This is a genomic window from uncultured Brevundimonas sp. (assembly GCF_937863155.1).
GTDB lineage: Bacteria > Pseudomonadota > Alphaproteobacteria > Caulobacterales > Caulobacteraceae > Brevundimonas.
On the sequence record NZ_CALMFB010000030.1, the window covers coordinates 1 to 22,503 of the forward strand.

Here is a 22,503-nt window from a genome sequence, read left to right on the forward strand (position 1 = left end):
CGGCCCTGCACACCGGCGCGTGGATCAGCCCCCTCCACCATGCTGCGCATGGTCCCCCTCCCCCGAGGGGGGAGGAGCTTCCGCGGCTGCGCGAGTGGAGAGACGTGCGATGAGCCGGCTGATCGTCGTCTCCAACCGGGTGTCGGCCCCCGTCGACCCCGCCGCCGGTTCGGCGGGCGGCCTGGCCATGGCGCTGTCCGCGGCGCTGAAGACCTATGACGGCCTGTGGTTCGGCTGGTCGGGCGAGACGGTCGAAACCTTCACCGGCGAACTGAAGCATCAGGATCGGGCGGGGGTGCAGGTGGCCCTGGTCGATCTGGAGGCCCAGGATGTCGAGGAATATTACAACGGCTACGCCAACAAGACCCTGTGGCCCCTGTTCCATCACCGGGTCGATCTGTCCGCCTACGAACGGTCGTATGGCGAGGGTTATGAGCGGACCAACCGCCGCTTCGCCGAGGTGCTGGCCCCCCTAATCCAGCCGGACGACGTGATCTGGGTGCACGACTATCACATGATCCCCCTGGCGCGGGACCTGCGGCGGCTGGGGGTGACCAACCGGATCGGCTTCTTCCTGCATACGCCGTGGCCGGCGCGGCAGCTGCTGGTGACCCTGCCGCATCATCGGCGGCTGGTGGAATCGATGTTCGCCTATGATCTGGTGGGCTTCCACACCGAGGAATGGCTGGACCTGTTCCGCGACTATGTGGTCAGCGAGGCGCGCGGCGAACTGGACGGCCAAGGCGGGCTGGAGTGCTTCGGCCGGCGGGTCCAGACGGGCATCTTCCCTATCGGCATCGATGTGGACGGCTTCCTGAAGGCGCGCGATTCCGCTGGCGGGGTGCGCACCTACGACCGCATGGCCGCCTCGGCCGCCTTCCGCTCGATGATCGTGGGGGTGGACCGGCTGGACTATTCCAAGGGGCTGGAGCAGCGGCTGCTGGGCTATGAGCAGTTCCTGCACGACCATGCCGAACAGCGCGGCAAGGTCTTCCTGTTGCAGGTGACGCCGATCAGCCGTGACGAGGTCGACGCCTATCAGGACATCCGCGCGCGGCTGGACGCCCTGGCCGGGCGGATCAATGGCGAATATTCCGAGATGGACTGGCAGCCGATCCGCTACCTGAACCGCACCTACCGACGGGACCAGCTGGCGGGCCTGTATCGCGCCGCGCGCGTCGGCCTGGTCACCCCCCTGCGCGACGGCATGAACCTTGTGGCCAAGGAATATGTGGCGGCCCAGAACCCGGATGATCCCGGCGTGCTGATCCTGTCGCGCTTCGCCGGGGCGGCCGAACAGATGGGCGAGGCCCTGCTGGTCAATCCGTTCAGCCGCGAGGAGCTGTCGGACGCCATCCACAAGGCCCTGACCCTGCCGCTGGCCGAGCGGCGGCGCAAATGGGAGGCGCTGATGCAGGTTGTGCGCGACACCGACGTGGCCGGCTGGCGCGACGCCTTCGTCCGCGCGCTGAAAGCCGCCCCCATCTCAGGGAACAATGCGCCGGCGAATGCGGCCTGACCTGACTGGGCTGACCTGACGGCGGCTGACCTGGGGTCAGTGCGCCTCGGGCGGGCGGGCGGCGGGGTCCAGGTATTCGCTTTCCGGCCGGGCCTTCTTCGTCGACAGCACGAAGCGGCGGTCGCAATAGCCGCATTCGACGAAGTCGTCCTCGCCCATGTCCATATAGACCAGCGGGTGGCCCAGGGCGCCGCCGCCGCCGTCGCAGGCGACGCGCTTGGTCGAAACCGTGATCTGTTCGGGCGGCGGAAGGATCGCGTCGGAGTGACGAGGCGGCATTTTCGGGCGTCCGGCCTTGGCGGTTAAGGGTCGGGGGCATACCTATGCGGCGCGCCGCCGGGCGTCAAACCGCCAGCCTCCGGGATTTCATGAGCCAGCCTGACAACGCCATCCAGATCCGCGGCCTGAAGAAGACCTATGCCGGGTCCAAGAAGTCGCCGCCCAAGACCGCCCTGAAGGGGGTGGACCTGGAGATTCCGCGCGGATCGATGTTCGGCCTGCTTGGCCCCAACGGCGCGGGCAAGTCGACGCTGATCAACATTCTGGCGGGCGTGGTGAACAAGTCCGAGGGCCAGGTGGTCATCTGGGGCCGCGACATCGACCAGCAGCCGCGCGACGCCCGCGCCGCCCTGGGCGTGGTGCCGCAGGAGATCGTCGCCGACGTCTTCTTCACCCCGCGCGAGGCGCTGGAGGTCCAGGCCGGCTTCTACGGGGTGCCCAAATCCGAGCGGCGGTCCGATGAACTGCTGGCGGCCGTGGGCCTGGCGGACAAGGCCGACGCCTATGTGCGCGCCCTGTCGGGCGGGATGAAGCGCCGCCTGATGGTGGCCAAGGCCATGGTGCACGCTCCGCCGATCCTGATCCTGGACGAGCCGACCGCCGGGGTGGACGTCGAGCTGCGCCGCCAGCTGTGGGCCTATGTGCGTCGTCTGAACGCCGAGGGCGTGACCGTGGTGCTGACCACCCACTATCTGGAAGAGGCCCAGGCGCTGTGCGACCGGATCGCCATCGTCAACCATGGCGAGATCATCGCCTGCGAGCCGACGCCGCAATTGCTGCGCCGGCTGGACACGCGCAATGTGGTGGTGACGCCCGAAAGCGCCCTGGCCGCGCCGCCGGCCCTGGCGGGGTTCGAGGTGACGGGCCGCGCCGACGGCGCCTTCGCCGTGACCTATCGCAAGGGCCAGTCGTCGGTCGAACAGGTCATCGCCGCCGTGCGCGCCGCCGGGGTGACCATCGGCGACATCACCACCGAAGACCCGGACCTGGAGGACGTCTTCCTGGCCCTGACCTATGGCGACGCGAACCAGCGCGACCCCACGCGGGATTGATCATTCCCGCCAGCTGCGCAGCGCGCCCAGCCGCGCCAGCGCCAGGGTCAGCGCCTTGCGCCGCGCCGGGGCCAGGGGCGCGGACGGCGCCGGCCGCACCACCGCCCCGCCGAAGCCGTCGGCCACGATCAGGCCCGGCTCGTCCGGCAGGACGCCCTCGGGAAACTCGGGCGACACGGCGAAATAGAAGGCGTCGCAATAGGGGGCGTATTCGGGCCATTTGCGGTCGACGCGGTAATCCTCGATCCCCGACTTGACCTCGACGATGACGATGTCGCCGCGCGGCCCGATGGCCATGACGTCGGCGCGCCGCCCATTGGGCAGACAGACCTCGGCCAGCGGCGCATAGCCCATGTCCAGCAACAGCCGCGCCGCCCCGCGCGTGACCCCCAGCGTCGTCTCGGGGCGCGAAAAGACCAGTTCCAGATGCACGGCCGCGGCGGTCATCCCGCCTTATGTTCCGCTTGTGTTCCCGGCGCAAGCCTGGCGGGCCAGGGCCAGAAGCCGGTCGTGCAGATCGGCCGGCCACGCCTGCGCGCCCGGCCGCCCCCAGACCGGATCGGGCCACAGGCCGTCGTCGCGGCGGCGGCCGACGACATGGACATGCAGCTGGGCCGTGACATTGCCCAGGGCCGCCAGGTTCAGCTTGTCCACTGGCCGGTCCAGCGCCCGGCCCAGTTCGCGCACCACCGCCCCGGCGCGCACCATCTCGTCCATCAGCCGGGCGCGGTCGGCGGGCGCCAGATCCTCGATCTCGGTCGCGCCCGCGATGCGCGGGATCAGGATCAGCCAGGGAAACCGCGCATCGTCCTGAAGCCGCACCTGACACAGAGGCCAGTCGGCGACGAAGACCGATCCGGCCTCGAACGCCGGATCGACCTGGAAGTCCTGGCTCATCCGTTCAGGCCATAGACCACGCAGGCCTGGTCGGTCAGGTCGCGCAGCGGCGGTTGCAGGGCCAGGCGCGCGGCCTCGATGGCCTCTTCCGACGGGCCGCCGCCGCCGGGCGGAGGCGGCGGTGCGGCGGGCGGCGGCGCCATGTCGGCGCGGATGCGCGATCCGGTCAGCACCACCCCGGCCTCCACATCGGTCGGCAGGCCCGCCCCGCTGCCATAGGATGGCCATCCGGCCAGCACATCGGTCTGGCAGGCTCGGCCGGTCGGGTCGATCACCCGCACCGGGCCCAGACGGGCGCCGGCGTTCTCGGCCGCCGCGCGGGCGCGGCTGGCGGCGTCGCGCACCGCCGCATTGGCCAGATTGGTCTTCACCGCATTGTCCGGCTCCAGATTGAAGCCCACCTGGGTGATGTTCGACGGCTGGGCCGCGACCACGGTGGCGTAGACCCGCTCCAGCACGGCGGTGTCGCGCACGGTGACGCTGACGGTGGCCACGGCCTGATAGCGCTGGATGCGGTCGGCGCGGACATTGTCGCGCATCACCCCGTTCTCGTCGCGGTACTGGTCGTACAGCGGCTGCGTCGACAGACTGGTCTCGACCCGCACCGTGTCGACGCCATAGGCGGCCAGGGCCTGGCTGAGGGCGCGCACCTGATCGGCGGCCTTGCGCGAGGCGTCGGCGACGCTGCGGTCCACCGACTGGAACCCCGCCTGGAAATAGGCGCGGTTGGCCGGGATCTGCACCCGCACATGGCCGATCGAGGCGATCACGGCGTCGCGCATCCACCAGGGCGCCGGCACATAGCGGTCGCCGATGGTCGCGGGCGGCGTCTGGGCCAGGGCAGGCCCCGCCAGCAGCACGGCGGCCAAGGTCGGAATCAGGGTCTTGCGCATCGCGGCGGCCTCCTTCGGACTGCGGAAAAGGTGACGCTGGCGGGCGGCGGTGTCAAAACCGGGGCGATGCGGCCGCGCCCGCCTTGCGGCCCGAACCCCAGGGGTCTAGACCGCCGCCAACCGTTCCTTTTCGCAACGCAACACGACCCGGAGAGACACCATGGCACGCGCCAAGATCGCCCTCATCGGCGCCGGCATGATCGGCGGCACCCTGGCCCACATCTGCGCCCGCGAGGCGCTGGGCGACGTGATCCTGTTCGACATCGCCGAGGGCACGCCCCAGGGCAAGGGTCTGGACATCGCCGAGGCCACCGCCGTCTTCGGCCAGGACGTGGCCCTGAAGGGCGCCAATGACTACGCCGACATCGCCGGCGCCGACGTCTGCATCGTCACCGCCGGCGTGCCGCGCAAGCCGGGCATGAGCCGCGACGACCTGATCGGCATCAATCTGAAGGTCATGAAGGCCGTGGGCGAAGGCATCAAGGCGCACGCCCCGAACGCCTTCGTCATCTGCATCACCAACCCGCTGGACGCGATGGTGTGGGCCCTGCAGAAATTTTCGGGCCTGCCGAAAGAGAAGGTCGTGGGCATGGCCGGGGTGCTGGACAGCGCCCGCTTCGCCTATTTCCTGGCCGAGAAGACCGGCGTGTCGGTGCAGGACATCCACGCCTGGACCCTGGGCGGTCACGGCGACGACATGGTGCCGATGGTGCGCCACTCGACCGTCGGCGGCCTGCCCCTGCCGGACGCGGTCGCCGCGGGCTTCATGACCCAGGCCGACCTGGACGCCATCGTCGAGCGCACCAGAAAAGGGGGAGGCGAGATCGTGGCCCTGCTGAAGACCGGCTCGGCCTTCTATGCGCCGGCCGAAAGCGCCATCGCCATGGCCCGGTCCTATCTGCTGGACCAGAAGCGCGTCCTGCCCTGCGCCGTCTGGGTGTCGGGCGAATACGGGCTGAACGACCTCTATGTCGGCGTGCCGGCCCTGATCGGCGCCGGCGGCGTCGAGAAGATCGTCCAGTTCACCACCGACGACGCCGAAAAGGCCATGCTGGCCAAGTCGGTGGATTCGGTCATGGGCCTGATCGAGGCCTGCAAACAGGCCGATCCGTCGCTGGCCTGATCGGCCCGACAATCCGAACCCGAGAAGGGGCTGCGGCGACGCGGCCCCTTTTTCGTGCGCGCAGCACAGAAGAAGGGCGGCGACCCATCGGATCGCCGCCCCCAAGGTTCAGGAGTTATTTCGGCCGATCAGTAGCGGGCCGAGACCTTCAGCATCCAGGTGCGCGGCGCGCCGTAATAGGCCGTGCGGATGCCGCCGACGGTCGAGAATTCCTGGGCGTCGGTCTTGTAGACCTCGTCCGACAGGTTCTGACCATACAGGCCGACGGTGTAGCGGCTGGCCGGATCGCTCCAGACCACGCGGGCGTCGTACGTCCAGTAATCGTCCTGGAACATGCCCGGCAGCTCGACATTGGTGTTCAGGATCGTGTTGTCGACGGCCAGAGCCATGCGCGAACGGAATTTGGCCGCGCCGCCCACGGTGATCGACGAACCGTCACCCAGGATGGCTTCGTACTGGGCGCCGTAACGGGCGGTCCATTTGGGCGAGAAGGCCGGGACCTGGAAGGCGCGGCTGCCGCCGAAGGCCGTGAACTGGGCGTCCGCGAAGTCGGTGTAGTCGGCGTCCAGATAACCGATCTGGGCGTCCAGCTGCAGGCCGGGGATCGGCACCAGGACGGTTTCGATCTCAAGCCCCGATAGCGACAGGCCGCCGGCGTTCAGGATCGACAGCTTGGGCGACGGCGCCTTGGTGATCGGGTCGATGTCCGTGCCCGAGACGCGCGCCTGGAAGTTGCGATAGTCGGTGATGAAATAGGCGGCGTTGAAACGCAGGCGGTTGTCCCAGCGCGTGGCCTTGAAGCCGATTTCCCAGCTTTCGGCGGTTTCGGGATCGTACTCGCTCGATTCAGCGATCGAGTTGGCGCGGCCGTTGAACCCGCCCGACTTGAAGCCTTCCGAATAGCGCAGGTACCACAGGGTGTCCGGGTCCGGCTGATAGTCGATCGACGCGGCCAGGGACGTGTCGTCATATTCGCCGACCGGCGGCGCGAACGGATAGGTGGCGTTGAACGCCGGCAGCAGGGCGTAGAAGGTCGAGGTGCTGCGAATGTAGTCCTTTTCCTCTTCGGTGCGACGGATGCCGCCCGAAACCCGCAGCTGGTCCGAAACCGCGAAGCTGACGTTGGCGTAGGCCGCCTTGGACGTCGTCTCCAGGGCGTCGTCGATGGTGCGGGTGAAGGGCGAGTTGGCGAAGGCCGCGCCCAGCAGATCGTTGGCGTAGGCTTCCTGGTGCGACGACACCTCTTCGCGCAGATAGTACACGCCGGCCACGGCGGTCAGGGGACCGCTGTCATAGGTCAGCTGGAACTCCTGGCTGCGCTGCTGTTGCGAGACGTCGACCAGGGCTTCCGAGATCGACAGTTCGGTGGCGTCGAAGTCGATGTAGTCGGTGGTCTCCAGCTCGCGATAGCCGGTGATCGACTTCAGCGTCAGGCTGTCGGACAGATCCCATTCGACGCGCAGCGAACCGCCCCAGTGGCTCAGTTCGGTCAGGTTCGGCAGGCCCGGCGTGACGCGGGTGCGGAAATCATACTGGGGCAGCGGGTTCGGGAAGTTGCGGATCGGCACGCCCAGGATCGAATACAGATTGCTGGTCGCCTGGCCCACGGTCAGGCCCGCGTCGTCGCGCGACCAGTCGGCGGCGAAATCCACGCGCAGGTTCGAGGCCGGGTCCCAGGCCAGCGAGCCGCGCACGGCGGTGGTGTTCTTGTCGTTGTACTCGGCGCCCGTGACCGGGTCGGTGACATAGCCGCCGCGTTGCGAATGCAGCGCCGACAGGCCGAAGGCCAGGGTGTCGGTGATCGGGCCGGAGACGGCGCCCTGGATGTCGATCAGGTCATACGAACCATAGGCCGCCGAGGCGCGGGCGCGGAATTCCTGGCCCGGACGGCGCGACACCAGCTTCAGCGCGCCGCCGATGGTGTTCTTGCCGTACAGGGTGCCCTGCGGTCCGCGCAGAACCTCGATCCGCTCCAGGTCCAACAGGTCGAACTGGGTGCCCCGGATGCGGCTGTAATAGACGTCGTCGACATAGACGCCGACGGCCGGGTCGAAGGTCTGCAGGGCGTCGGGCTGGCCCACGCCGCGGATATAGATGTTGGTCGAGTTGGACGAGCCGCGGCCCTGGACGATGTTCAGGTTCGGCACCGCGCCCTGCAGGTCCGTGACCTGGAGCGCGCCCTGGCGTTGCAGGGTCTCGGCGTTGAAGGCGGTGACGGCCAGCGGCGTCGTCTGGGCCGATTCCTCGGTGCGACGCGCGGTGACGACGATGTCCTCGACCGCATTGGCCTGTTGCTGCGGCGCGGCGTCCTGCGCCAGCGCGATGGTGGATAGCGCGCCCCAGGCGGCGCCCGCCATAAGGGCGGTCTTGGCGATGCGATTCATCGGGATCCTCATTTGATGTTTCCAGCCCAGACGCTTTTATTCAGCGTTCAATGATTTTCCGGGAAGGTGATCATCTTTCACCGACCTGTCAAATCCCGTCAGCGCGGGCGAAACCGGTTACGGCTGTGCTGTGGCGCCGTTGCACAGGATGGGGGCGCCGTCCTAAGGCTGGATTCATGAGCGAACCGGATGCGCCCGAACCCGCCGCCCCTGCCCGTCGGGGCCGCCCGCCCAAGGCCCGCAAGGCCGCCTCGGGCGATACGCGCGAATCCATCCTGGACGCGGCCGAGGACCTGTTTTCCAAGCACGGCTTCTATGGCGTCACCATCCGCGAGGTCGCGCGCGAGGCGGGCGTGGATACGGCCCTGGTCCACTATTATTTCCAGGCCAAGCGCGGTCTGTTCGACGCCGTCTTCCTGCGCCGTGCGGCGGTTTGGAACAACGAACGGGTCGAGGCCATCAACCGCTACGCCCGCGCCGCCGGCGATGACATGACGCTGGAGGGCCTGTTCGAGGCCTTCCTGCGCCCGCCGTTCCAGTGGTCGCTGAAGGGCGGGCCGGGGTGGAAGCACTACGCCGCCCTGGTGGCCCAGACCAACGCCAATCCGGCCTTCGGCGGCGAGACCATGGCCCGCTATTTCGATCCGGCCATCCGGCGCCTGATCGAACTGATCAAGCAGATCATGCCGCACGCCGACGACGTGGACCTGTACTGGGCCTATCATAATCTGTCGGGCGCCCTGACGCTGACCCTGGGCGAGACGGGCCGTCTGGACCGGCTGTCGAACGGGCTGTGCAAGTCCGGCGATCTGGAGACCGCCGGCGACTATCTGGTGCGGTTCGCGGCGGCCGGTTTCCGCGCGGTCTGTTCGACGACGACGGACAAGGGCTGAAGCCCGGTCGCCAGACGGTCACTTGACGCGGACGCCCGTGGCGGGAAACCTGACGCTTCTTCCCCACCCCGCCAGAGGAGGCGCCGATGGCCCACAAGTTCGAAATCTACAAGGACAAGGCCGGAGAGTTCCGGGTCCGCTTCAAATACAACAGCGAGACCATGTTCTCGACCGAAGGCTACAGCTCCAAGTCGTCGGCCCAGAACGCCATCGATTCCATCAAGAAGAACGGCCCGGACGCGCCGGTCGAAGACAACAGCTGATCTGAATCAGCCGGGTTCCGGCTCGCCGACCTCGGCGGGCCGGAGCACCCGAAGCCAGCCCTCGCCAGGGCGTACGTCCGGCGCCGTCTCGCGCGTGAAGGGCAGATACCAGGTCGCGCCGCCCGATGCGGGTGCGATCTCCAGCATGTCGCCGGCTCCGAAATTCTGAACCGACTTGACCCGGCCGATCACCGCGTCGTCGCCGTCTCGCGCTTCAAGCCCGATCAGATCGGTCAGATAGAATTCGTCGTCTTCCGGTTCGGGGAAGCGATCGCGCGGCACATACAGCTTCAGTCCGCGCAGGGCGTCGGCCTGTTCCTTGGTCTCGATCTCCCGCGCCCGGCCGACCACGCCGGTCTTGTCCGGCCGCGCCGAGGTCAGCGTCAGGCCCGGCGAGCCGTCGGCGCGCAGCAGCGGCCCATAGGCGGTCAGCGCCAGAGGGTCGGCGGTGTAGGCCGTCACCCGCACCTCACCCCGGACGCCGAATCCGCCCGCCACCTGGCCCACCAGGATCAATCTGTCCGTCACTGAATGCTCCGACATGGCCATGGCCCATAGCAGAAGAGCGGCGCCTGTGCAGACGCCGCCCCTCGCTTTTCACCGATAAGGCGACCGCCTTACCAGATGCGCACGCGCTCTTCCGGCGGCAGATAGTAGGTCGAACCCGGCTGGACGCCGAAGGCGTCGTACCAGGCGTCGACGTTGCGCACCGGGCCGATGACGCGGAAGCGCGCCGGGCTGTGCGGATCGGTGGCCACCTGCTGCTTCAGCGCCTCGTCGCGATAGCGCGAGTTCCACACCTGGGCCCAGCCGTAGAAGAAGCGCTGATCGCCCGTGGTGCCGTCGATGACCGGCGCCGGCTGGCCGTTCAGCGACAGGTGATAGGCGTCCAGGCCCACCGCCACGCCGGCGGCGTCGCCGATGTTCTCGCCCATGGTGAAGGCGCCCTGCACATGATAGCCGGGCAGGGTCTCGAACTGGTCGTACTGGGCGCCCAGACGGGTGGTCAGGGCCACGAAATTGGCGCGGTCCTCGGGCGTCCACCAGTCGCGCAGCACGCCGTCGCCGTCCGAGCGCGAGCCCTGATCGTCGAAGCCGTGGCCGATCTCGTGGCCGATCACCCCGCCGATGCCGCCATAGTTGACGGCCGGGTCGGCGCGCGGATCGAAGAAGGGCGGCTGCAGAATGCCGGCCGGGAAGACGATCTCGTTGTTGGCCGAGTTGTAGTAGGCGTTCACCGTCTGGGGCGTCATGCCCCATTCGTCCTTGTCGACCGGACCGTTCATGCGGCCCAGCTGGTACTGCCAGTTGAAGCGGCCGATGCGCTCGACATTGCCGAACAGGTCGTCGCCGCGGATATCCAGACCCGAATAGTCACGCCACTTGTTCGGATAGCCGATCTTGACCGTGAACTTCTCCAGCTTCTCCTGAGCGGCGGCCTTGGTCTCGGGGCCCATCCAGGTCAGGTTGTCGATGCGGTGCGACAGGGCCCGGCGCAGGTTCGCGACCAGTTCCTCCATCTGGGCCTTGGATTCGGCCGGGAAGTATTCGGCGACATACAGACGGCCCATGGCTTCGCCCAGGGCGCCCTCGGCGAAGCTGACGGCGCGCTTGTCGCGGGCGCGCTGTTCGGGCTGGCCCGACAGATCGCGGCTGCGGAACTCCCACTGGGCGTCCGAGAAGCGGCGCGACAGGCGGGCGGCCGAATCGTCCACCGTATGGAACGCCTGCCAGGCCTGGACCACTTCGATCGGCGTCTCGGCGTAGATGGCCGCGATGCGCGGGATGGCGGTGTTCTGGCGCACGATCAGGCGTTCGATGGCGCCCAGTCCGGCGGCGTTCAGATAGCCGCCGAAGTCGAAGCCCGGCGCTTCCTCGGCCAGGCGGGCGGGGGTGTAGTCATTATAGGTGCGCACGCGGTCGCGGCTTTCGACCACGGTCCAGTGCGCCTCGGCGATGCGGTTCTCGAAGGCCATGACGGCCTCGGCCGATCCAGCCGGATCGTCCCAGCCGATCATCTCCAGCATGCGGGCGATATAGGCCTGATACTTCTCTTTCTTGTCCGCATAGCGGGCGTCCAGATAGTAGTCGCGGTTGGGCAGGCCCAGGCCGCCCTGGCCCATCGAGGTGACGTAACGGGTCGGCTCCTTCAGATCGATGCTGATGCCGGTGCCGAAGATCGAGCTGCCCGCCTGACCCTGGGTCTGGCCCATATAGACGGCCATCTTCTCATGGGTGTCGGCGGCGCGGATGGCGGCCAGATACGGTTGCAGCGGCTGGGCGTCCAGCGCCTCGATCCGCGCCTCGTCCATATAGCTGCGGTAGGCGTCGGCCACCTTGGCCTCGTCCGAGCCGGGGGTCAGGTCGTTGCGCGCCACCAGGGCGTCGATCATGCCTTTGATGCGGTTGTCCGACAGTTCGCGCAGCATGGCGAACGAGCCGTAGTTGGTGCGGTCCGACGGGATTTCGATGGCGTCGAACGCCAGGCCGTTGGCGTAGCGGAAGAAGTCGTCGCCCGGCGTGGCCGAGGTGTCGCGGCCGGCCAGGTCGAAGCCCCAGGTTCCATAGCGCGGGGCCGACGTTCCCTGCCAACCGGGCATGTTGGGATCGGCGTCCTGGAACAGACTGACGATGTTGCAGGTCTCGTCCAGGCAGGCGTGATCGTGGGCGTCGCCGTCATGGGCAGAGGCGGCGGCGGGAATCATCAGGGCGCCGAGGGCGGCGCCGACAACGAGCAGGCGTTTCATGGGTCTTCCTAACCGTTCCGGGTCAAACTTGCCGGTCGGCCCACAGGTTTAGCGCCGCTGCGGACGGCGTCACCATCAAACCAGGCCGGATTGTGTCGTTACTCGAAAAGCCTGAGGCCTTTCCGTGCGTTCACCACATTAAATCTCGGTAAGATTCAGCGGCGCGACCCGTCAGGTCGACAGGCAAACCACCTGGGCCACCCGCAGATCGCGCCTCAGGCTGTCGGACACCACCCCATAGTTGTCGATGGTCACCGGTTCGCCGACCAGGGCCTCGCCCGCGTGCTGCTGACCGCGCACGGCCGGGCCGAAGGTGTCCGGCGCCGTCGTATAGATGCGGCCCCGACGCGGACTTTCGGCCAGGGTCACCCCCACCGCCCGGCCCTGGCGATCCAGCACCGGCGCCCCCGACAGGCCCGACAGGCCGCCGGTCAGGCCCGCCGTGCGGCCCACCTCGGCCCAAGCCAGCACCGGTTCTTCGCGCGCGCCGCGCCCGGTGACCCGCAACGTCTCGCGCCCCAGCAGGCGCGAGGTCACCTCGCCCGGCCGCCCTTGCGGAAAACCGGGATGGAAAGCGCGCTGGCCCCGGCGCAGCGGCGTCTCGGCCGCCACCGGCACCGCCGCCGGCCCGCCCTGGGTCAGCAGCACCGCCACATCGGCGCGCGGCGCCAGGCGCACATCGGCCGCCACCGCCCGGCCGCCGCCGACCACCAGGGCCGGCTGGCGACAGCCCTCGACCACATGGCGCGCGGTGACCCAGCGGCCGTCGCGGGCGATGGAGAAGGCGGTGCCCGAAGCGGGCTGATAAGGGCCATCCGGCGCATGGACGGTGACCGAGGGGTCGAACGGCGTCACGGGCCCCAAAAGGGCGCCCTCCATCTCGTCCGGCGGGGCGGGCGCGGGCGGGGCGTCGGCGTTCTCGCGCCGGGCCAGGGAAAAGACCAGCAGGCCGATCACCACCAGGCCGTACACCCCCCAGTCCGGCAGGCCCAGGATGCGGCGCATCGGCTCAGCCCGTCAGGGCGGCGGACAGGATCAGCGCCGTCGCCAGCTTGGCCCCCACCAGCAGCACGGCGGCGGACACCTCGCCGTCCTGAATGCGCTGGGGCAGGCCGGTCAGGATCAGATCCACCACCCGGAAGGCCAGCAGCTGCAGCACCAGGGTGGTCACGCCCCAGATGGCCACGTCGCTGAGCGAGGTCGAAACCGACAGGCTGACGGCCAGGGGGATGGCCAGACCCACCAGCACCCCGGCGAAGGCCACGGCGGCGGCGGGGTTGCCCTGACGGATCAGGGCGATCTCCTTCCACGGCGTCAGCAGGGCGTAGATCACCGCCCCGCCGGCCAGCAGACCCAGGGTCACGGCCAGGTGCAGCGCCATGACCGGAAAGCCGGTGGCGAAGGCCTGCACCTCGGGACTGCCCAGCACGCTGTTCACCGATCCGTCCATAGTCTCCGATTGCCCGAATCCCGCCCCAATCCGCAAGGCTTTCGCGGCCACACTGTGTGAACGATTGTAAGCTTCAAGCCTTAGGTTTTGGTTTCCCCTTGGCGCGCGCCAGGGCCGCGCTTTCCGCCTTCAGGGGCCGCGAGACCGGACAGACCTCCTGAACATAGGCGTTCAGCGTATTGGCCAGCTGGTCGGGCGCCAGGCTGTAATGCACGAACTGGCCCCGTTTCTCGCTGGTCACCAGTCCGGCGTTCTCCAGAATGGTCAGGTGCTGGGACACCGCCGGCTTTGAAATCTCGAAGCGGGCCGCGATCTCGCCCGCCGTCAGCTCGGCATGGGCCAGATAGGCCAGGATCTTGCGCCGCACAGGGCTGGACAGGGCTTCGAACACGCGTTGCATGGGATATCATTTAAGGGATTTGCTAACGGCTTGCCAGTCCTGGAGATTAGCGATTAAGGTATTCCTTAAATATCGAAGCGAGCCGCCATGTCCGATCCCCTCGATCCCTGCGCCGTCAACAGCCTGGTCGAAACGCCGGGGTGTGATCCGCTCGCCGGCCGCGTCGTCTGGGATCCGATCCATTCGATCTGGAACGGCGCCATGCTAGCCTTGGCGCTGGTCCTGGGGCCGCTGACCTTCAGCTTGGGTGCGGTCGGCGTCTTTCTGGCGTCGACCGGATTGGTGCTGTTGCTGGGGCATTCCATCGGCTTTCACCGCCGCCTGATCCACGGCAGCTTCCAGTGTCCGCTGTGGCTGGAGCGCCTGCTGGTCTGGATCGGCGTTCTGGTGGGCATGAGCGGGCCGTTCTGGATGATCCGCACCCATGACCTGCGCGACTGGGCCCAGCGCCAGCACGCCTGCCACGACTATCTGGCCCACCGTCGGCCGATGCTGGTCGACGCCATATGGCAGATGCACGGGCGCCTGATCCTGGATCGCCCGCCGGCCTTCGACTATGGCCGGATCGGCCGGGATCCCTTCTATCGTTTCCTGGAAGGCAGCTGGATGCTGCACCAGATTCCGGTCGCGGCGGGCCTTTATCTGATCGGCGGCTGGGGCTTCGTGGTCTGGGGCGTCTGTGTGCGCATCAGCGTCTCGGTGGTCGGCCATTGGTTCGTCGGCCACCTGGCCCACCGGCGCGGACCCCAGACCTGGCTGGTCAACGAAGCCGGGGTTCAGGCTCACGACGTGCCCTGGGCCGCCATCCCGACCATGGGCGAGGCCTGGCACAACAACCACCACGCCTTTCCCGGCTCGGCGAAGATCGGCCTCTATCCCGGCCAGAGCGATTGGGGCTGGCGGGCGATCCAGATTCTGGAACGACTGGGTCTGGCCTGGGACGTGCGCACCCCCGAGACGATGGGAGCGCGACCGCTCAGTCGGGCGGAGGGTTGAGGGATGCTCAAATCGATCTCTGCGCGCGTCGGCGCGCTCATTACCGCCAACTGCGTCGCCGCGCTCGCCGTCGCCGCCCTCACGCTGGCAGGCATTCTCATCGTCACCGTGGCGTCGCCGGGAGACGGCGGGGTGTCCTCTGTGATCGCGTTCGCGATGTTCTTGGGTCTGTTTGCGGCCCTCTACAGCTTTGCGATTTCCTTTCCGGTCTTTCTGGCCGGACTGATCGTGGTCGGCGTCCGACTTGGTGGCTGCTGCACCGAGCGGGCCTGAGGACGAGGGGCGCATTCGTCGTCGTCGCCGCGACCGAAAGCGTGATCGCGGGCGCGCTGTTCTTCAGGGTTTTTGCTCCGGGGTCAGAGGTTGTCGCCCTCCTGCTGGCCATCCCTGGCGGACTGGCGGGATGGGCGATCCGGACCTACGGTTACGCGCCGATCAGGCCGCCGCCTGCTCGGCCTTTCTGAGGGCGCTGGCGCGGACCTTTTCGCTTTCGGACTTCAGCTGGCCGCACGCGGCCAGGATGTCGCGGCCGCGCGGGGTGCGGATGGGGCTGGCGTAGCCGGCCTTGTTCAGCACGGCGGCGAACCGTTCGATGGTCTTCCAGTCCGAACACTCATAGTCCGTGCCGGGCCAGGGATTGAACGGGATCAGATTGATCTTGGCCGGGATGCCGCCGATCAGCTTGACCAGGGCGCGCGCCTCGTCGGGGCTGTCGTTGACGCCCTTCAGCATGACGTATTCGAACGTCACCCGTTTCGCATTGCCCAGGCCCGGATAGGCGCGGATGGCGTCCATCAGCTGGACCAGCGGATATTTCTTGTTCAGCGGCACCAGAACGTCGCGCAGAGCGTCGTTGGTGGCGTGCAGGCTGATGGCCAGCATGGTCCCGGTGCGCTCGCCCAGTTCGGGGATCATCGGCACCACGCCCGAGGTCGAGACGGTGATGCGCCGGCGCGAAATGGCGATGCCTTCGCCATCGGCGATGATGTCCACCGCATCGGCGACCGGGTCGAGATTATACAGCGGCTCGCCCATGCCCATGAAGACGATGTTCGACAGGCGGCGGTCTTCTTTCGGCGACGGCCATTCGTCCAGGTCGTCGCGCGCCACCTGGACCTGGGCCACGATCTCGGCCGCCGTCAGATTGCGCACCAGCTTCTGGGTGCCGGTGTGGCAGAAGCTGCAGTTCAGGGTGCAGCCCACCTGCGACGAGACGCACAGGGCGCCCGAACGGCCGACGTCGGGAATATAGACGGTCTCGATCTCGATGCCCGGCGCGGTGCGGATCAGCCATTTGCGCGTGCCGTCTTTCGACACTTGGCGCTCGACGATCTCGGGCCGTGCCAAGGTGAAGGCCTCGGCCAGTTTTGCCCGCGTCTCCTTGGCCACATCGCTCATCAGGCCGAAGTCGGTGACGCCATAGTGGTGGATCCAGCGCCACACCTGGGTCGCGCGCATCTTCGCCTTCTCGGGCGGGCAGATTCCGGCGTCGATCAGCGCCTGACGCAGCCCTTCGCGCGTCAATCCGGTCAGATTGACGGGGGCCGACGGTTTCGGCTGGGCGCGGGACAGGTCCAGCGTGACGCTCAAGGGCGACGATCCATGGGCTGAAGAAACAAGGGGGAAGCGCACCTTATAGCACAGATCGCGCTGGATTTAAGGCGGCTGCCGTCGGGGCCCCGCCGGACGCAAACGGCCGTGGTCGCGATTTGGCCCCAATTCGCCGCAGCGCCGAATAATGCAGTGCAGACCCAAGGCTTTAAGGGGTCATATTTTGACCAATGTAAACCTTTACAGTGAAATTATCTCGCGCATCGTGACCGAAACGTGGAATGACCGATCTGCTCCGCACCGTATTTGTCTGCAAGACCGCCGCTGCCGTGGGCGCGACGACGCTTTCGGTCGCCCAGATCCTGGGGGCGTCGGACCGCAACAATCGGCGCGACCACCTGACGTCGATCATGCTGTTCCACGCCGGGCAGGTTCTGCAGGCGGTCGAGGGCCAGCGCGGCGATCTGGACCGGCTGCTGACGCGCCTGCGCGAGGATGGCCGCATCCAGACCCTGAAGGTTCTGGCGACCACGCCGATCCCTCATCGCCGCTTCGCAGCCCCGGCGGCCCTGTGCGGCCTGTCGGACGCCAGCGTGGCGCGCCGTCTGGACGGGCGGGCGCTGGACGATCTGACGGCGGCCGAGGCCGAGGACATGCTGGCCAGCTGCATCGTCGCCCCAGCCGAGGCGGCCTGAACCGCCTCGACCCCGCGCCCGGCCGGGAGTAGGCAACGGGCGTGACCTTTTCCGATGACGACGTCGAACGCTATGCGCGGCATCTGGTGCTGGCCGAAATCGGCGGCCCGGGCCAGCAGAGGCTGGCGCGCGCGCGGGTGCTGATCGTCGGCCTGGGCGGGGTGGGCGGCCCGGCGGCCCAGTATCTGGCCGCCGCCGGCGTCGGGACGCTGGGTCTGGTCGATCACGACACGGTCGCCCTGTCGAACCTTCAGCGCCAGGTGCAGTTCTCCACCGCCGACATCGGCCGGCATAAGGTCGAGGCGGCGGCCGAACGCCTGACGGCCCTGAACTCCGGCGTGGCGATCGAAACCTTCGTCCAGGCCCTGACGCCCGACAACGCGGCGGCCCAGGTCGCCGGCTGGGACGTGGTGATCGACGGCACCGACGATTTCGCCGTGCGGTTCGCCACCAACGCCGCCTGCGTCGCGGCGGGCGTCCCGCTGGTGTCCGGCGCCCTGGGCCGGTGGGAGGGGCAGGTGGGCGTCTTCACCGGTCGACCCTGCTATCGCTGCCTGGTGGCCGAGACGCCGCCGGACGCCGAGACCTGCGCCCGCGTCGGCGTGGTCGGGGCCCTGGCCGGCGTGGTCGGGGCCATGACGGCGCTGGAGGCGATCAAGATCATCACCGACGCCGGGCGGCCCCTGACGGGGCGGCTGCTGCTGTATGACGGCCTGGGCGGCCAGACGCGCACCCTGGCGGTGACGCCCGACCCGATCTGTCCCGTCTGCGGCTGACCCCCGGAGGCGACCTTTGAGGGCCGACCCCGGGCCTGAACTCAGGGCTGGGCCGACGCCAGAGGCAGGCCGAACACCTGACGCAGGAACATGTTGGTCACCTCGACCTGGGCGTCGATGTTGGACTTCTTGCGGAAGCCATGGCCTTCGTCCATCGCCAGCAGATACCAGACCGGCCGGCCATGGCCGCGCACCGCCGCCACGATCTGTTCGGCCTCTGATCGCGGCACGCGCGGATCGTTCGCCCCCTGCACCACCATCAGCGGCCGGGTCATCCGCTCGGTCATGTTCAGCGGCGAGATGCGGTCGAACACGGCGCGCATTTCCGGGTCTCGCTCGTCGCCATATTCGGCCCGGCGGTTATCGCGACGATAGCCTTCGGTGTTCTGCAGGAAGGTGACCCAGTTCGAGATGCCGACGATGTCGATCCCGCCGGCCAGGCGGTCGGCGTAGTGGGCCATGGACGCCAGCACCATGTATCCGCCGTAAGAGCCGCCCGAAACGACGACGCGCGACGGGTCCAGATCCGGCTGGGTGGCGATCCAGTCCAGGATGGCGCCGATGTCCTTGACCGAATCCTCGCGCAGCGGGCCGTTGTCCAGCGAGACATAGGTCTTGCCGTAGCCGGTCGAGCCACGGACATTCGGCACGATGACCGCGGCGCCCAGGTCGGCGATCCATTGCTGATAGGTGGTGTTGAAACCGGGGCGCGACTGGCCCTCCGGCCCGCCGTGGATGTCGATGATCACCGGCTGCCGCCCTTCACCGCCACGGGGGCGATAAACGAAGGCCGGCACGCTCAGACCGTCGAACGCGGTGACGCGGATCAGTTCGGGCGTGACGAAGGTCGAGGCGTCCAGCGGCCCGACCTCGGACTCGGTCCAGCGCGTCAGCCCGCCCTGGGCCACGTTCCAGGTCCAGACGTCGCCCGACGACGACGGCGTCGACAGCGTCATTCCCAGGGTCGATCCATCGGCCGAGAACCGCAGCCCCCCGACCAGGCCCACCGGCAGGTCGGGCTGGGGCAAGGCCCGGCGCGTGGCACGGTCGCGGATATGCAGCCGCGAATAGCCGTCCTCATTGATCACATAGGCCATCAGCCGGCCGTCATCGGACAGGGTGACGCCTTCGACGTCCCAGTTTACGCCCTCGGTCAGCGGCGTGACCGAACCGTCGGTCAGCGAGATTTCGACCAGGCGCCGGAAATCCGAGCCTTCATCGCTGGTGGTGATGACGGTGCGGCCATCGGGCGTCAGCCGCCCGCCGCCGTAGGAGATCTGGGTGTCGCTGGGGCGCACGCGGGTCGCCTCGCCGCTGGCCAGGTCCAGCGTCCACAGCTGACTGTCCTGGACCGAGATATAACGGCTCATCAGCAGGGTTCGGCCGTCGTCGCTGACGTCCAGCGGGCTCCAGCTGCCTTCGCCGCGATAGATCACGCGACGTTCGCCCGGCCGCGTCAGGTCGCCGGCGATGATCTCATAGACCGACTGGCCCGGTCGCACCTGGCTCCAGTAGCCGGTGCGGTTGTCCTTGCTGACGACAAAACCCTGGTTGCGCGTGCCCGGTTCGCTCAGGGCGACTTCGGGGCGGCCCGCCTCGGCCATATAGATCTGGAAATACTCGGCCCCGCCGGTGTCGCGCGTATAGACATAGCGGTTGGTGCCCGGGATGACCGAGGCGCCGCCCACCGGCTCGGTGAAGAAGGTCAGCTGGCGCCGGTCGGCGCCCGGCGCGGCCACGCGGTGCAGCTGGCCCGTCTCGCCGAAACGGGTCGAGATCAGGATGGAGCCATCGGCCATGAAGCCCTGCAGGCCGGCGCTGCGGGCGTTGCGGTAGCGCTGCAGCTGCGGCCTCAGCTCGGCCGGAATCTGCGGAACGCCATCGAAGACCAGATTGCCGACCTCGCGACGTTCCGGCTGGGCGGCCTGGGCCATGACGCCGGTCGCGGCCATCAGCATGGCGGCGAAGGCCAGAGAAACCGTCGTCTTGCGCATCATTCCATATCCTCCCCTTTGAACAGCGCGGTCATAGGGAACGTCCCGAAGCCGTCTGGCAAGCCGCCAGGGGCGCGACGCCTTGTCTTCGCCCCGGTTTTCCGCCATAAGCCGCCGCTTCCGGCGCAAGTGAACCTCGCGTCTCCACCATCACGACCCCCGCCCCTGACATCAGGGGAGTTCCGGGACGAGGATGGAGAGCCCCCCAGTCGACGTCATACGTCCACTGGGGCTGAGGTCGTTTTGCGCGTGCAGGGTATGTGAATGTTCGAGGCTCTGAACGAGCGGCTGACAGGGGTTTTCGACCGGATCACCGGTCGCGGCGCCCTGTCCGAAAAGGACGTGGCCGAGGCGATGCGCGAAGTGCGCGTGGCCCTGCTGGAGGCCGACGTCGCCCTGCCGGTCGTCAAGGACTTCATCGCCTTCGCCACCGAGCGCGCCACCGGCGAAGAGGTCATCCGCTCGGTCAAGCCCGCCGATCAGGTCATCAAGATCGTCTATGACGGCCTGATCGAAATGCTGGGCGGCGAAGAGCCGGTTCCGCTGAACACCAACGCCACCCCGCCCGCCGTGGTGCTGATGGCGGGCCTGCAAGGGTCAGGCAAGACCACCACCTCGGCCAAGCTGGCGCTGCGCCTGACCAAATTCGACCGCAAGAAGGTCATGATGGCCTCGCTGGACACCCGGCGTCCGGCCGCGATGGAGCAGCTGGCCACCCTGGGCCAACAGATCGAGGTCTCTACCCTGCCGATCGTGGCGGGCGAAAGCGCGGTCCAGATCACCAAGCGCGCCCTGTCGTCGGCCAAGCTTCAGGGCTTCGACGTCCTGATCCTGGACACCGCCGGCCGCATCACCCTGGACGAAGGGCTGATGAACGAGGTGGCCGAGGTCGCCGACATCGCCAGGCCCGTCGAGACCCTGCTGGTCGCCGACAGCCTGACGGGGCAAGACGCCGTGCGTACGGCTAAGGCCTTCCATGAGCGCCTGCCCCTGACCGGCCTGGTGCTGACCCGCGCCGACGGCGACGGGCGCGGCGGGGCCATGCTGTCGATGCGGGCCGTCACCGGGCTGCCGATCAAATATCTGGGCGCGGGCGAAAAGGTCGACGCCCTGGACGTGTTCGACGCCCGCCGCGTCGCCGGCCGCATCCTGGGCCAGGGCGACATCGTGGCCCTGGTCGAAAAGGCCGCGACCGAGCTGGACCAGGCCAAGGCCGAGACCATGGCCAGGAAGCTGGCCAAGGGCCAGTTCGACCTGGACGACCTGATGAACCAGCTTCAGCAGATGAAGCGGATGGGCGGGCTTCAGGGGATCATGGGCCTGCTGCCCGGCGTGGCCAAGATGAAGGCCCAGATGGCCGACAGCGGCGTGGACGACCGCATGATCGCCCGCCAGGAAGCCATCATCTCTTCGATGACCAAGGTCGAGCGCAAGAAGCCCGACCTTCTGAACGCCAGCCGCAAGAAGCGCGTCGCCGCCGGCGCCGGCGTCGAGGTGTCCGAGATCAACCGCCTTTTGAAACAGCACCGCCAGATGGCCGACATGGTCAAGTCGCTGTCGCGCGGCGGCCCCAAGAAGATGCAGCAGATGGCCGCCATGATGGGCGGTCTTGGCGGCGGGGGCATGCCCGGCCAGATTCCTGGAATGGGCGGCGCCGGCGGCGCCGACATGGCCCGACTGAAATCCCTGGGAGGCGGCAAGATGCCGGATCCCGATCCCGAACAGCTGAAGGCGCTTCAGGACCGGCTCGCCGGCCTGGGGGGCGGTCAGCTTCCGAACCTGCCCGGCCTGCCGGGCTTCCCGCCCAAGAAATGATTTCGACTAAAGAAAGAGACTGAAAATGCTGAAGATTCGTCTGGCCCGCGGTGGCGCCAAGAAGCGTCCCTACTACTACATCGTCGTCGCCGACAGCCACTCGCCGCGCGACGGCAAATTCCTGGAGCGTGTCGGCAGCTACAACCCGATGCTGCCCAAGGACGGCGCCACGCCGCGCGTCACCCTGAAGGCCGACCGCATCGCCGAATGGCTGGGCAAGGGCGCCCAGCCGACCGACCGCGTCGCCCGCTTCATCAGCCAGAGCCAGGACGAAGCCCTGATCGGCAAGGTCAAGTGGACCCAAGGCAACAACCCGAACAAGGCCCAGCCCGGCAAGAAGGCCCAGGAACGCGCCGCCGAGCGCGCCCAGCGCGAAGCCGACCGCGCCGAGGCTGAAGCCGCCGCCAAGGTCGAGGCCGCCGAAGCCGCCGCTCGCGCCAAGGAAGAAGCCGAAGCCGCTGCGGCCGCTCCGGCCCCGGTCGCCGAGGAAGCCCCGGCTGAAGAGGCGCCCGCTGCTGAAGCTGCTGCCGAAGAGGCCCCGGCCGCTGAAGAAGCGCCTGCCGAGGCTGCCGCCGAGGAAGAGAAGACCGAGGGCTGATCGCCCGTTCGGCCTTGCTGACATGACGAAGGCCGGGGCGGCGACGCTCCGGCCTTTTTCTTGCGTGTATTCCGTTAGGTGTGGGCGATCCACCCGGAGGATACTCATCCTTCCGCTCACCCCCGCGAAAGCGGGGGCCCAGTCCTGTTAGTGAGACGCCGATGTCTCAGGACTGACG

The 22,503-nt window shown here is 68.1% G+C and carries 23 protein-coding genes; 11 read left to right on the plus strand and 12 right to left on the minus strand.

Annotated elements, in window-relative coordinates; all coding sequences use genetic code 11:
- Positions 1-109: 109 nt before the first annotated feature.
- Entirely contained in the window at positions 110-1,519 is a 1,410-nt protein-coding gene (locus tag Q0581_RS05175; protein WP_298698236.1) for a trehalose-6-phosphate synthase, read from the plus strand.
- A 36-nt stretch (positions 1,520-1,555) separates the two neighbouring features.
- Here Q0581_RS05175 and Q0581_RS05180 read toward each other — a convergent pair whose 3' ends face one another.
- Positions 1,556-1,798: a zinc-finger domain-containing protein gene (locus Q0581_RS05180; protein WP_298698238.1), complete on the minus strand. Its 243-nt coding sequence runs from the start codon at positions 1,796-1,798 to the stop codon at positions 1,556-1,558.
- A gap of 89 nt (positions 1,799-1,887) precedes the next feature.
- Between Q0581_RS05180 and Q0581_RS05185 the strand changes: the two genes are divergently transcribed.
- Positions 1,888-2,850, plus strand: a complete 963-nt coding sequence (locus Q0581_RS05185) for an ABC transporter ATP-binding protein (RefSeq protein ID WP_298698240.1) — start codon at positions 1,888-1,890, stop codon at positions 2,848-2,850.
- Here the strand turns inward: Q0581_RS05185 and mmcB are convergent, their stop codons facing one another.
- The 3 genes from mmcB to Q0581_RS05200 are packed head-to-tail and all read right to left on the minus strand — an operon-like array spanning position 2,851 to position 4,640.
- A complete protein-coding gene (gene mmcB / locus Q0581_RS05190; protein ID WP_298698242.1) occupies positions 2,851-3,297 on the minus strand; it encodes a DNA repair putative endonuclease MmcB in 447 nt (148 codons plus the stop codon).
- A 6-nt stretch (positions 3,298-3,303) separates the two neighbouring features.
- Entirely contained in the window at positions 3,304-3,747 is a 444-nt protein-coding gene (locus Q0581_RS05195; protein WP_298698243.1) for an HIT domain-containing protein, read from the minus strand.
- Positions 3,744-4,640, minus strand: coding sequence for an SIMPL domain-containing protein (locus Q0581_RS05200; RefSeq protein WP_298698245.1), 897 nt, complete (start codon positions 4,638-4,640; stop codon positions 3,744-3,746). Before Q0581_RS05200 ends, Q0581_RS05195 begins: the two co-directional genes overlap by 4 nt.
- A 160-nt stretch (positions 4,641-4,800) precedes the next feature.
- On the opposite strand from Q0581_RS05200, the gene mdh reads away from it, so the two are divergent.
- Positions 4,801-5,763: a malate dehydrogenase gene (gene mdh, locus Q0581_RS05205; protein ID WP_298698247.1), complete on the plus strand. Its 963-nt coding sequence runs from the start codon at positions 4,801-4,803 to the stop codon at positions 5,761-5,763.
- Positions 5,764-5,891: 128 nt separating this feature from the next.
- Here mdh and Q0581_RS05210 read toward each other — a convergent pair whose 3' ends face one another.
- On the minus strand, positions 5,892-8,147 hold the full coding sequence (locus tag Q0581_RS05210; RefSeq protein WP_298698249.1) for a TonB-dependent receptor: 2,256 nt from the start codon (positions 8,145-8,147) through the stop codon (positions 5,892-5,894).
- 176 nt (positions 8,148-8,323) lie between these two features.
- Here Q0581_RS05210 and Q0581_RS05215 point away from each other — a divergent pair, with 176 nt between their 5' ends.
- Both Q0581_RS05215 and Q0581_RS05220 read left to right on the plus strand, forming a co-directional pair.
- Positions 8,324-9,040 (plus strand): TetR/AcrR family transcriptional regulator, encoded by a 717-nt coding sequence (locus tag Q0581_RS05215; protein WP_298698251.1) that lies wholly within the window; start codon positions 8,324-8,326, stop codon positions 9,038-9,040.
- Positions 9,041-9,126: 86 nt separating this feature from the next.
- A complete protein-coding gene (locus Q0581_RS05220) occupies positions 9,127-9,303 on the plus strand; it encodes a YegP family protein (protein WP_298698253.1) in 177 nt (58 codons plus the stop codon).
- A gap of 6 nt (positions 9,304-9,309) precedes the next feature.
- On the opposite strand, the gene rimM is transcribed toward Q0581_RS05220, so the two are convergent.
- From rimM to Q0581_RS05245, 5 genes are all read right to left on the minus strand, one after another.
- The gene (rimM, locus tag Q0581_RS05225; RefSeq protein ID WP_298698255.1) at positions 9,310-9,852 is read right to left on the minus strand and encodes a ribosome maturation factor RimM; all 543 of its coding nucleotides are present in this window, start codon (positions 9,850-9,852) and stop codon (positions 9,310-9,312) included.
- A gap of 68 nt (positions 9,853-9,920) precedes the next feature.
- The gene (locus tag Q0581_RS05230; RefSeq protein ID WP_298698257.1) at positions 9,921-12,050 is read right to left on the minus strand and encodes a M13-type metalloendopeptidase; all 2,130 of its coding nucleotides are present in this window, start codon (positions 12,048-12,050) and stop codon (positions 9,921-9,923) included.
- Between the two features lie 171 nt (positions 12,051-12,221).
- Entirely contained in the window at positions 12,222-13,055 is an 834-nt protein-coding gene (locus tag Q0581_RS05235) for a serine protease (protein WP_298698259.1), read from the minus strand.
- Between the two features lie 4 nt (positions 13,056-13,059).
- A complete protein-coding gene (locus Q0581_RS05240) occupies positions 13,060-13,500 on the minus strand; it encodes a DUF350 domain-containing protein (RefSeq protein ID WP_298698260.1) in 441 nt (146 codons plus the stop codon).
- Between the two features lie 73 nt (positions 13,501-13,573).
- Positions 13,574-13,900, minus strand: a complete 327-nt coding sequence (locus Q0581_RS05245) for a metalloregulator ArsR/SmtB family transcription factor (RefSeq protein WP_298698262.1) — start codon at positions 13,898-13,900, stop codon at positions 13,574-13,576.
- 87 nt (positions 13,901-13,987) lie between these two features.
- Between Q0581_RS05245 and Q0581_RS05250 the strand changes: the two genes are divergently transcribed.
- Entirely contained in the window at positions 13,988-14,896 is a 909-nt protein-coding gene (locus tag Q0581_RS05250; protein WP_298698264.1) for an acyl-CoA desaturase, read from the plus strand.
- 3 nt (positions 14,897-14,899) lie between these two features.
- Entirely contained in the window at positions 14,900-15,169 is a 270-nt protein-coding gene (locus Q0581_RS05255) for a hypothetical protein (protein WP_298698266.1), read from the plus strand.
- Between the two features lie 162 nt (positions 15,170-15,331).
- Here Q0581_RS05255 and rlmN read toward each other — a convergent pair whose 3' ends face one another.
- Positions 15,332-16,486, minus strand: coding sequence for a 23S rRNA (adenine(2503)-C(2))-methyltransferase RlmN (gene rlmN / locus Q0581_RS05260; RefSeq protein ID WP_298698268.1), 1,155 nt, complete (start codon positions 16,484-16,486; stop codon positions 15,332-15,334).
- A 242-nt stretch (positions 16,487-16,728) separates the two neighbouring features.
- Between rlmN and Q0581_RS05265 the strand changes: the two genes are divergently transcribed.
- Both Q0581_RS05265 and moeB read left to right on the plus strand, forming a co-directional pair.
- On the plus strand, positions 16,729-17,142 hold the full coding sequence (locus tag Q0581_RS05265; RefSeq protein ID WP_298698270.1) for a BLUF domain-containing protein: 414 nt from the start codon (positions 16,729-16,731) through the stop codon (positions 17,140-17,142).
- Positions 17,143-17,183: 41 nt separating this feature from the next.
- Positions 17,184-17,918: a molybdopterin-synthase adenylyltransferase MoeB gene (moeB, locus tag Q0581_RS05270; protein ID WP_298698271.1), complete on the plus strand. Its 735-nt coding sequence runs from the start codon at positions 17,184-17,186 to the stop codon at positions 17,916-17,918.
- Between the two features lie 41 nt (positions 17,919-17,959).
- On the opposite strand, the gene Q0581_RS05275 is transcribed toward moeB, so the two are convergent.
- Complete coding sequence (locus Q0581_RS05275; protein WP_298698273.1) at positions 17,960-19,912, minus strand: prolyl oligopeptidase family serine peptidase; 1,953 nt, start codon at positions 19,910-19,912, stop codon at positions 17,960-17,962.
- Positions 19,913-20,176: 264 nt separating this feature from the next.
- Here Q0581_RS05275 and ffh point away from each other — a divergent pair, with 264 nt between their 5' ends.
- Both ffh and rpsP read left to right on the plus strand, forming a co-directional pair.
- Positions 20,177-21,727, plus strand: coding sequence for a signal recognition particle protein (gene ffh, locus Q0581_RS05280; RefSeq protein ID WP_298698274.1), 1,551 nt, complete (start codon positions 20,177-20,179; stop codon positions 21,725-21,727).
- Between the two features lie 25 nt (positions 21,728-21,752).
- Positions 21,753-22,325, plus strand: a complete 573-nt coding sequence (gene rpsP / locus Q0581_RS05285; RefSeq protein WP_298698276.1) for a 30S ribosomal protein S16 — start codon at positions 21,753-21,755, stop codon at positions 22,323-22,325.
- Positions 22,326-22,503 lie beyond the last annotated feature (178 nt).

Bases quoted from the DNA above. Each gene is read 5' to 3' on its own strand.
- Q0581_RS05175 (WP_298698236.1), top strand. From the start codon at position 110: ATGAGCCGGCTGATCGTCGTCTCCAACCGGGTGTCGGCCCCCGTCGAC.
- Q0581_RS05180 (WP_298698238.1), bottom strand. From the start codon at position 1,798: ATGCCGCCTCGTCACTCCGACGCGATCCTTCCGCCGCCCGAACAGATC.
- Q0581_RS05185 (WP_298698240.1), top strand. From the start codon at position 1,888: ATGAGCCAGCCTGACAACGCCATCCAGATCCGCGGCCTGAAGAAGACC.
- mmcB (WP_298698242.1), bottom strand. From the start codon at position 3,297: ATGACCGCCGCGGCCGTGCATCTGGAACTGGTCTTTTCGCGCCCCGAG.
- Q0581_RS05195 (WP_298698243.1), bottom strand. From the start codon at position 3,747: ATGAGCCAGGACTTCCAGGTCGATCCGGCGTTCGAGGCCGGATCGGTC.
- Q0581_RS05200 (WP_298698245.1), bottom strand. From the start codon at position 4,640: ATGCGCAAGACCCTGATTCCGACCTTGGCCGCCGTGCTGCTGGCGGGG.
- mdh (WP_298698247.1), top strand. From the start codon at position 4,801: ATGGCACGCGCCAAGATCGCCCTCATCGGCGCCGGCATGATCGGCGGC.
- Q0581_RS05210 (WP_298698249.1), bottom strand. From the start codon at position 8,147: ATGAATCGCATCGCCAAGACCGCCCTTATGGCGGGCGCCGCCTGGGGC.
- Q0581_RS05215 (WP_298698251.1), top strand. From the start codon at position 8,324: ATGAGCGAACCGGATGCGCCCGAACCCGCCGCCCCTGCCCGTCGGGGC.
- Q0581_RS05220 (WP_298698253.1), top strand. From the start codon at position 9,127: ATGGCCCACAAGTTCGAAATCTACAAGGACAAGGCCGGAGAGTTCCGG.
- rimM (WP_298698255.1), bottom strand. From the start codon at position 9,852: ATGGCCATGTCGGAGCATTCAGTGACGGACAGATTGATCCTGGTGGGC.
- Q0581_RS05230 (WP_298698257.1), bottom strand. From the start codon at position 12,050: ATGAAACGCCTGCTCGTTGTCGGCGCCGCCCTCGGCGCCCTGATGATT.
- Q0581_RS05235 (WP_298698259.1), bottom strand. From the start codon at position 13,055: ATGCGCCGCATCCTGGGCCTGCCGGACTGGGGGGTGTACGGCCTGGTG.
- Q0581_RS05240 (WP_298698260.1), bottom strand. From the start codon at position 13,500: ATGGACGGATCGGTGAACAGCGTGCTGGGCAGTCCCGAGGTGCAGGCC.
- Q0581_RS05245 (WP_298698262.1), bottom strand. From the start codon at position 13,900: ATGCAACGCGTGTTCGAAGCCCTGTCCAGCCCTGTGCGGCGCAAGATC.
- Q0581_RS05250 (WP_298698264.1), top strand. From the start codon at position 13,988: ATGTCCGATCCCCTCGATCCCTGCGCCGTCAACAGCCTGGTCGAAACG.
- Q0581_RS05255 (WP_298698266.1), top strand. From the start codon at position 14,900: ATGCTCAAATCGATCTCTGCGCGCGTCGGCGCGCTCATTACCGCCAAC.
- Q0581_RS05265 (WP_298698270.1), top strand. From the start codon at position 16,729: ATGACCGATCTGCTCCGCACCGTATTTGTCTGCAAGACCGCCGCTGCC.
- Q0581_RS05275 (WP_298698273.1), bottom strand. From the start codon at position 19,912: ATGCGCAAGACGACGGTTTCTCTGGCCTTCGCCGCCATGCTGATGGCC.
- ffh (WP_298698274.1), top strand. From the start codon at position 20,177: ATGTTCGAGGCTCTGAACGAGCGGCTGACAGGGGTTTTCGACCGGATC.
- rpsP (WP_298698276.1), top strand. From the start codon at position 21,753: ATGCTGAAGATTCGTCTGGCCCGCGGTGGCGCCAAGAAGCGTCCCTAC.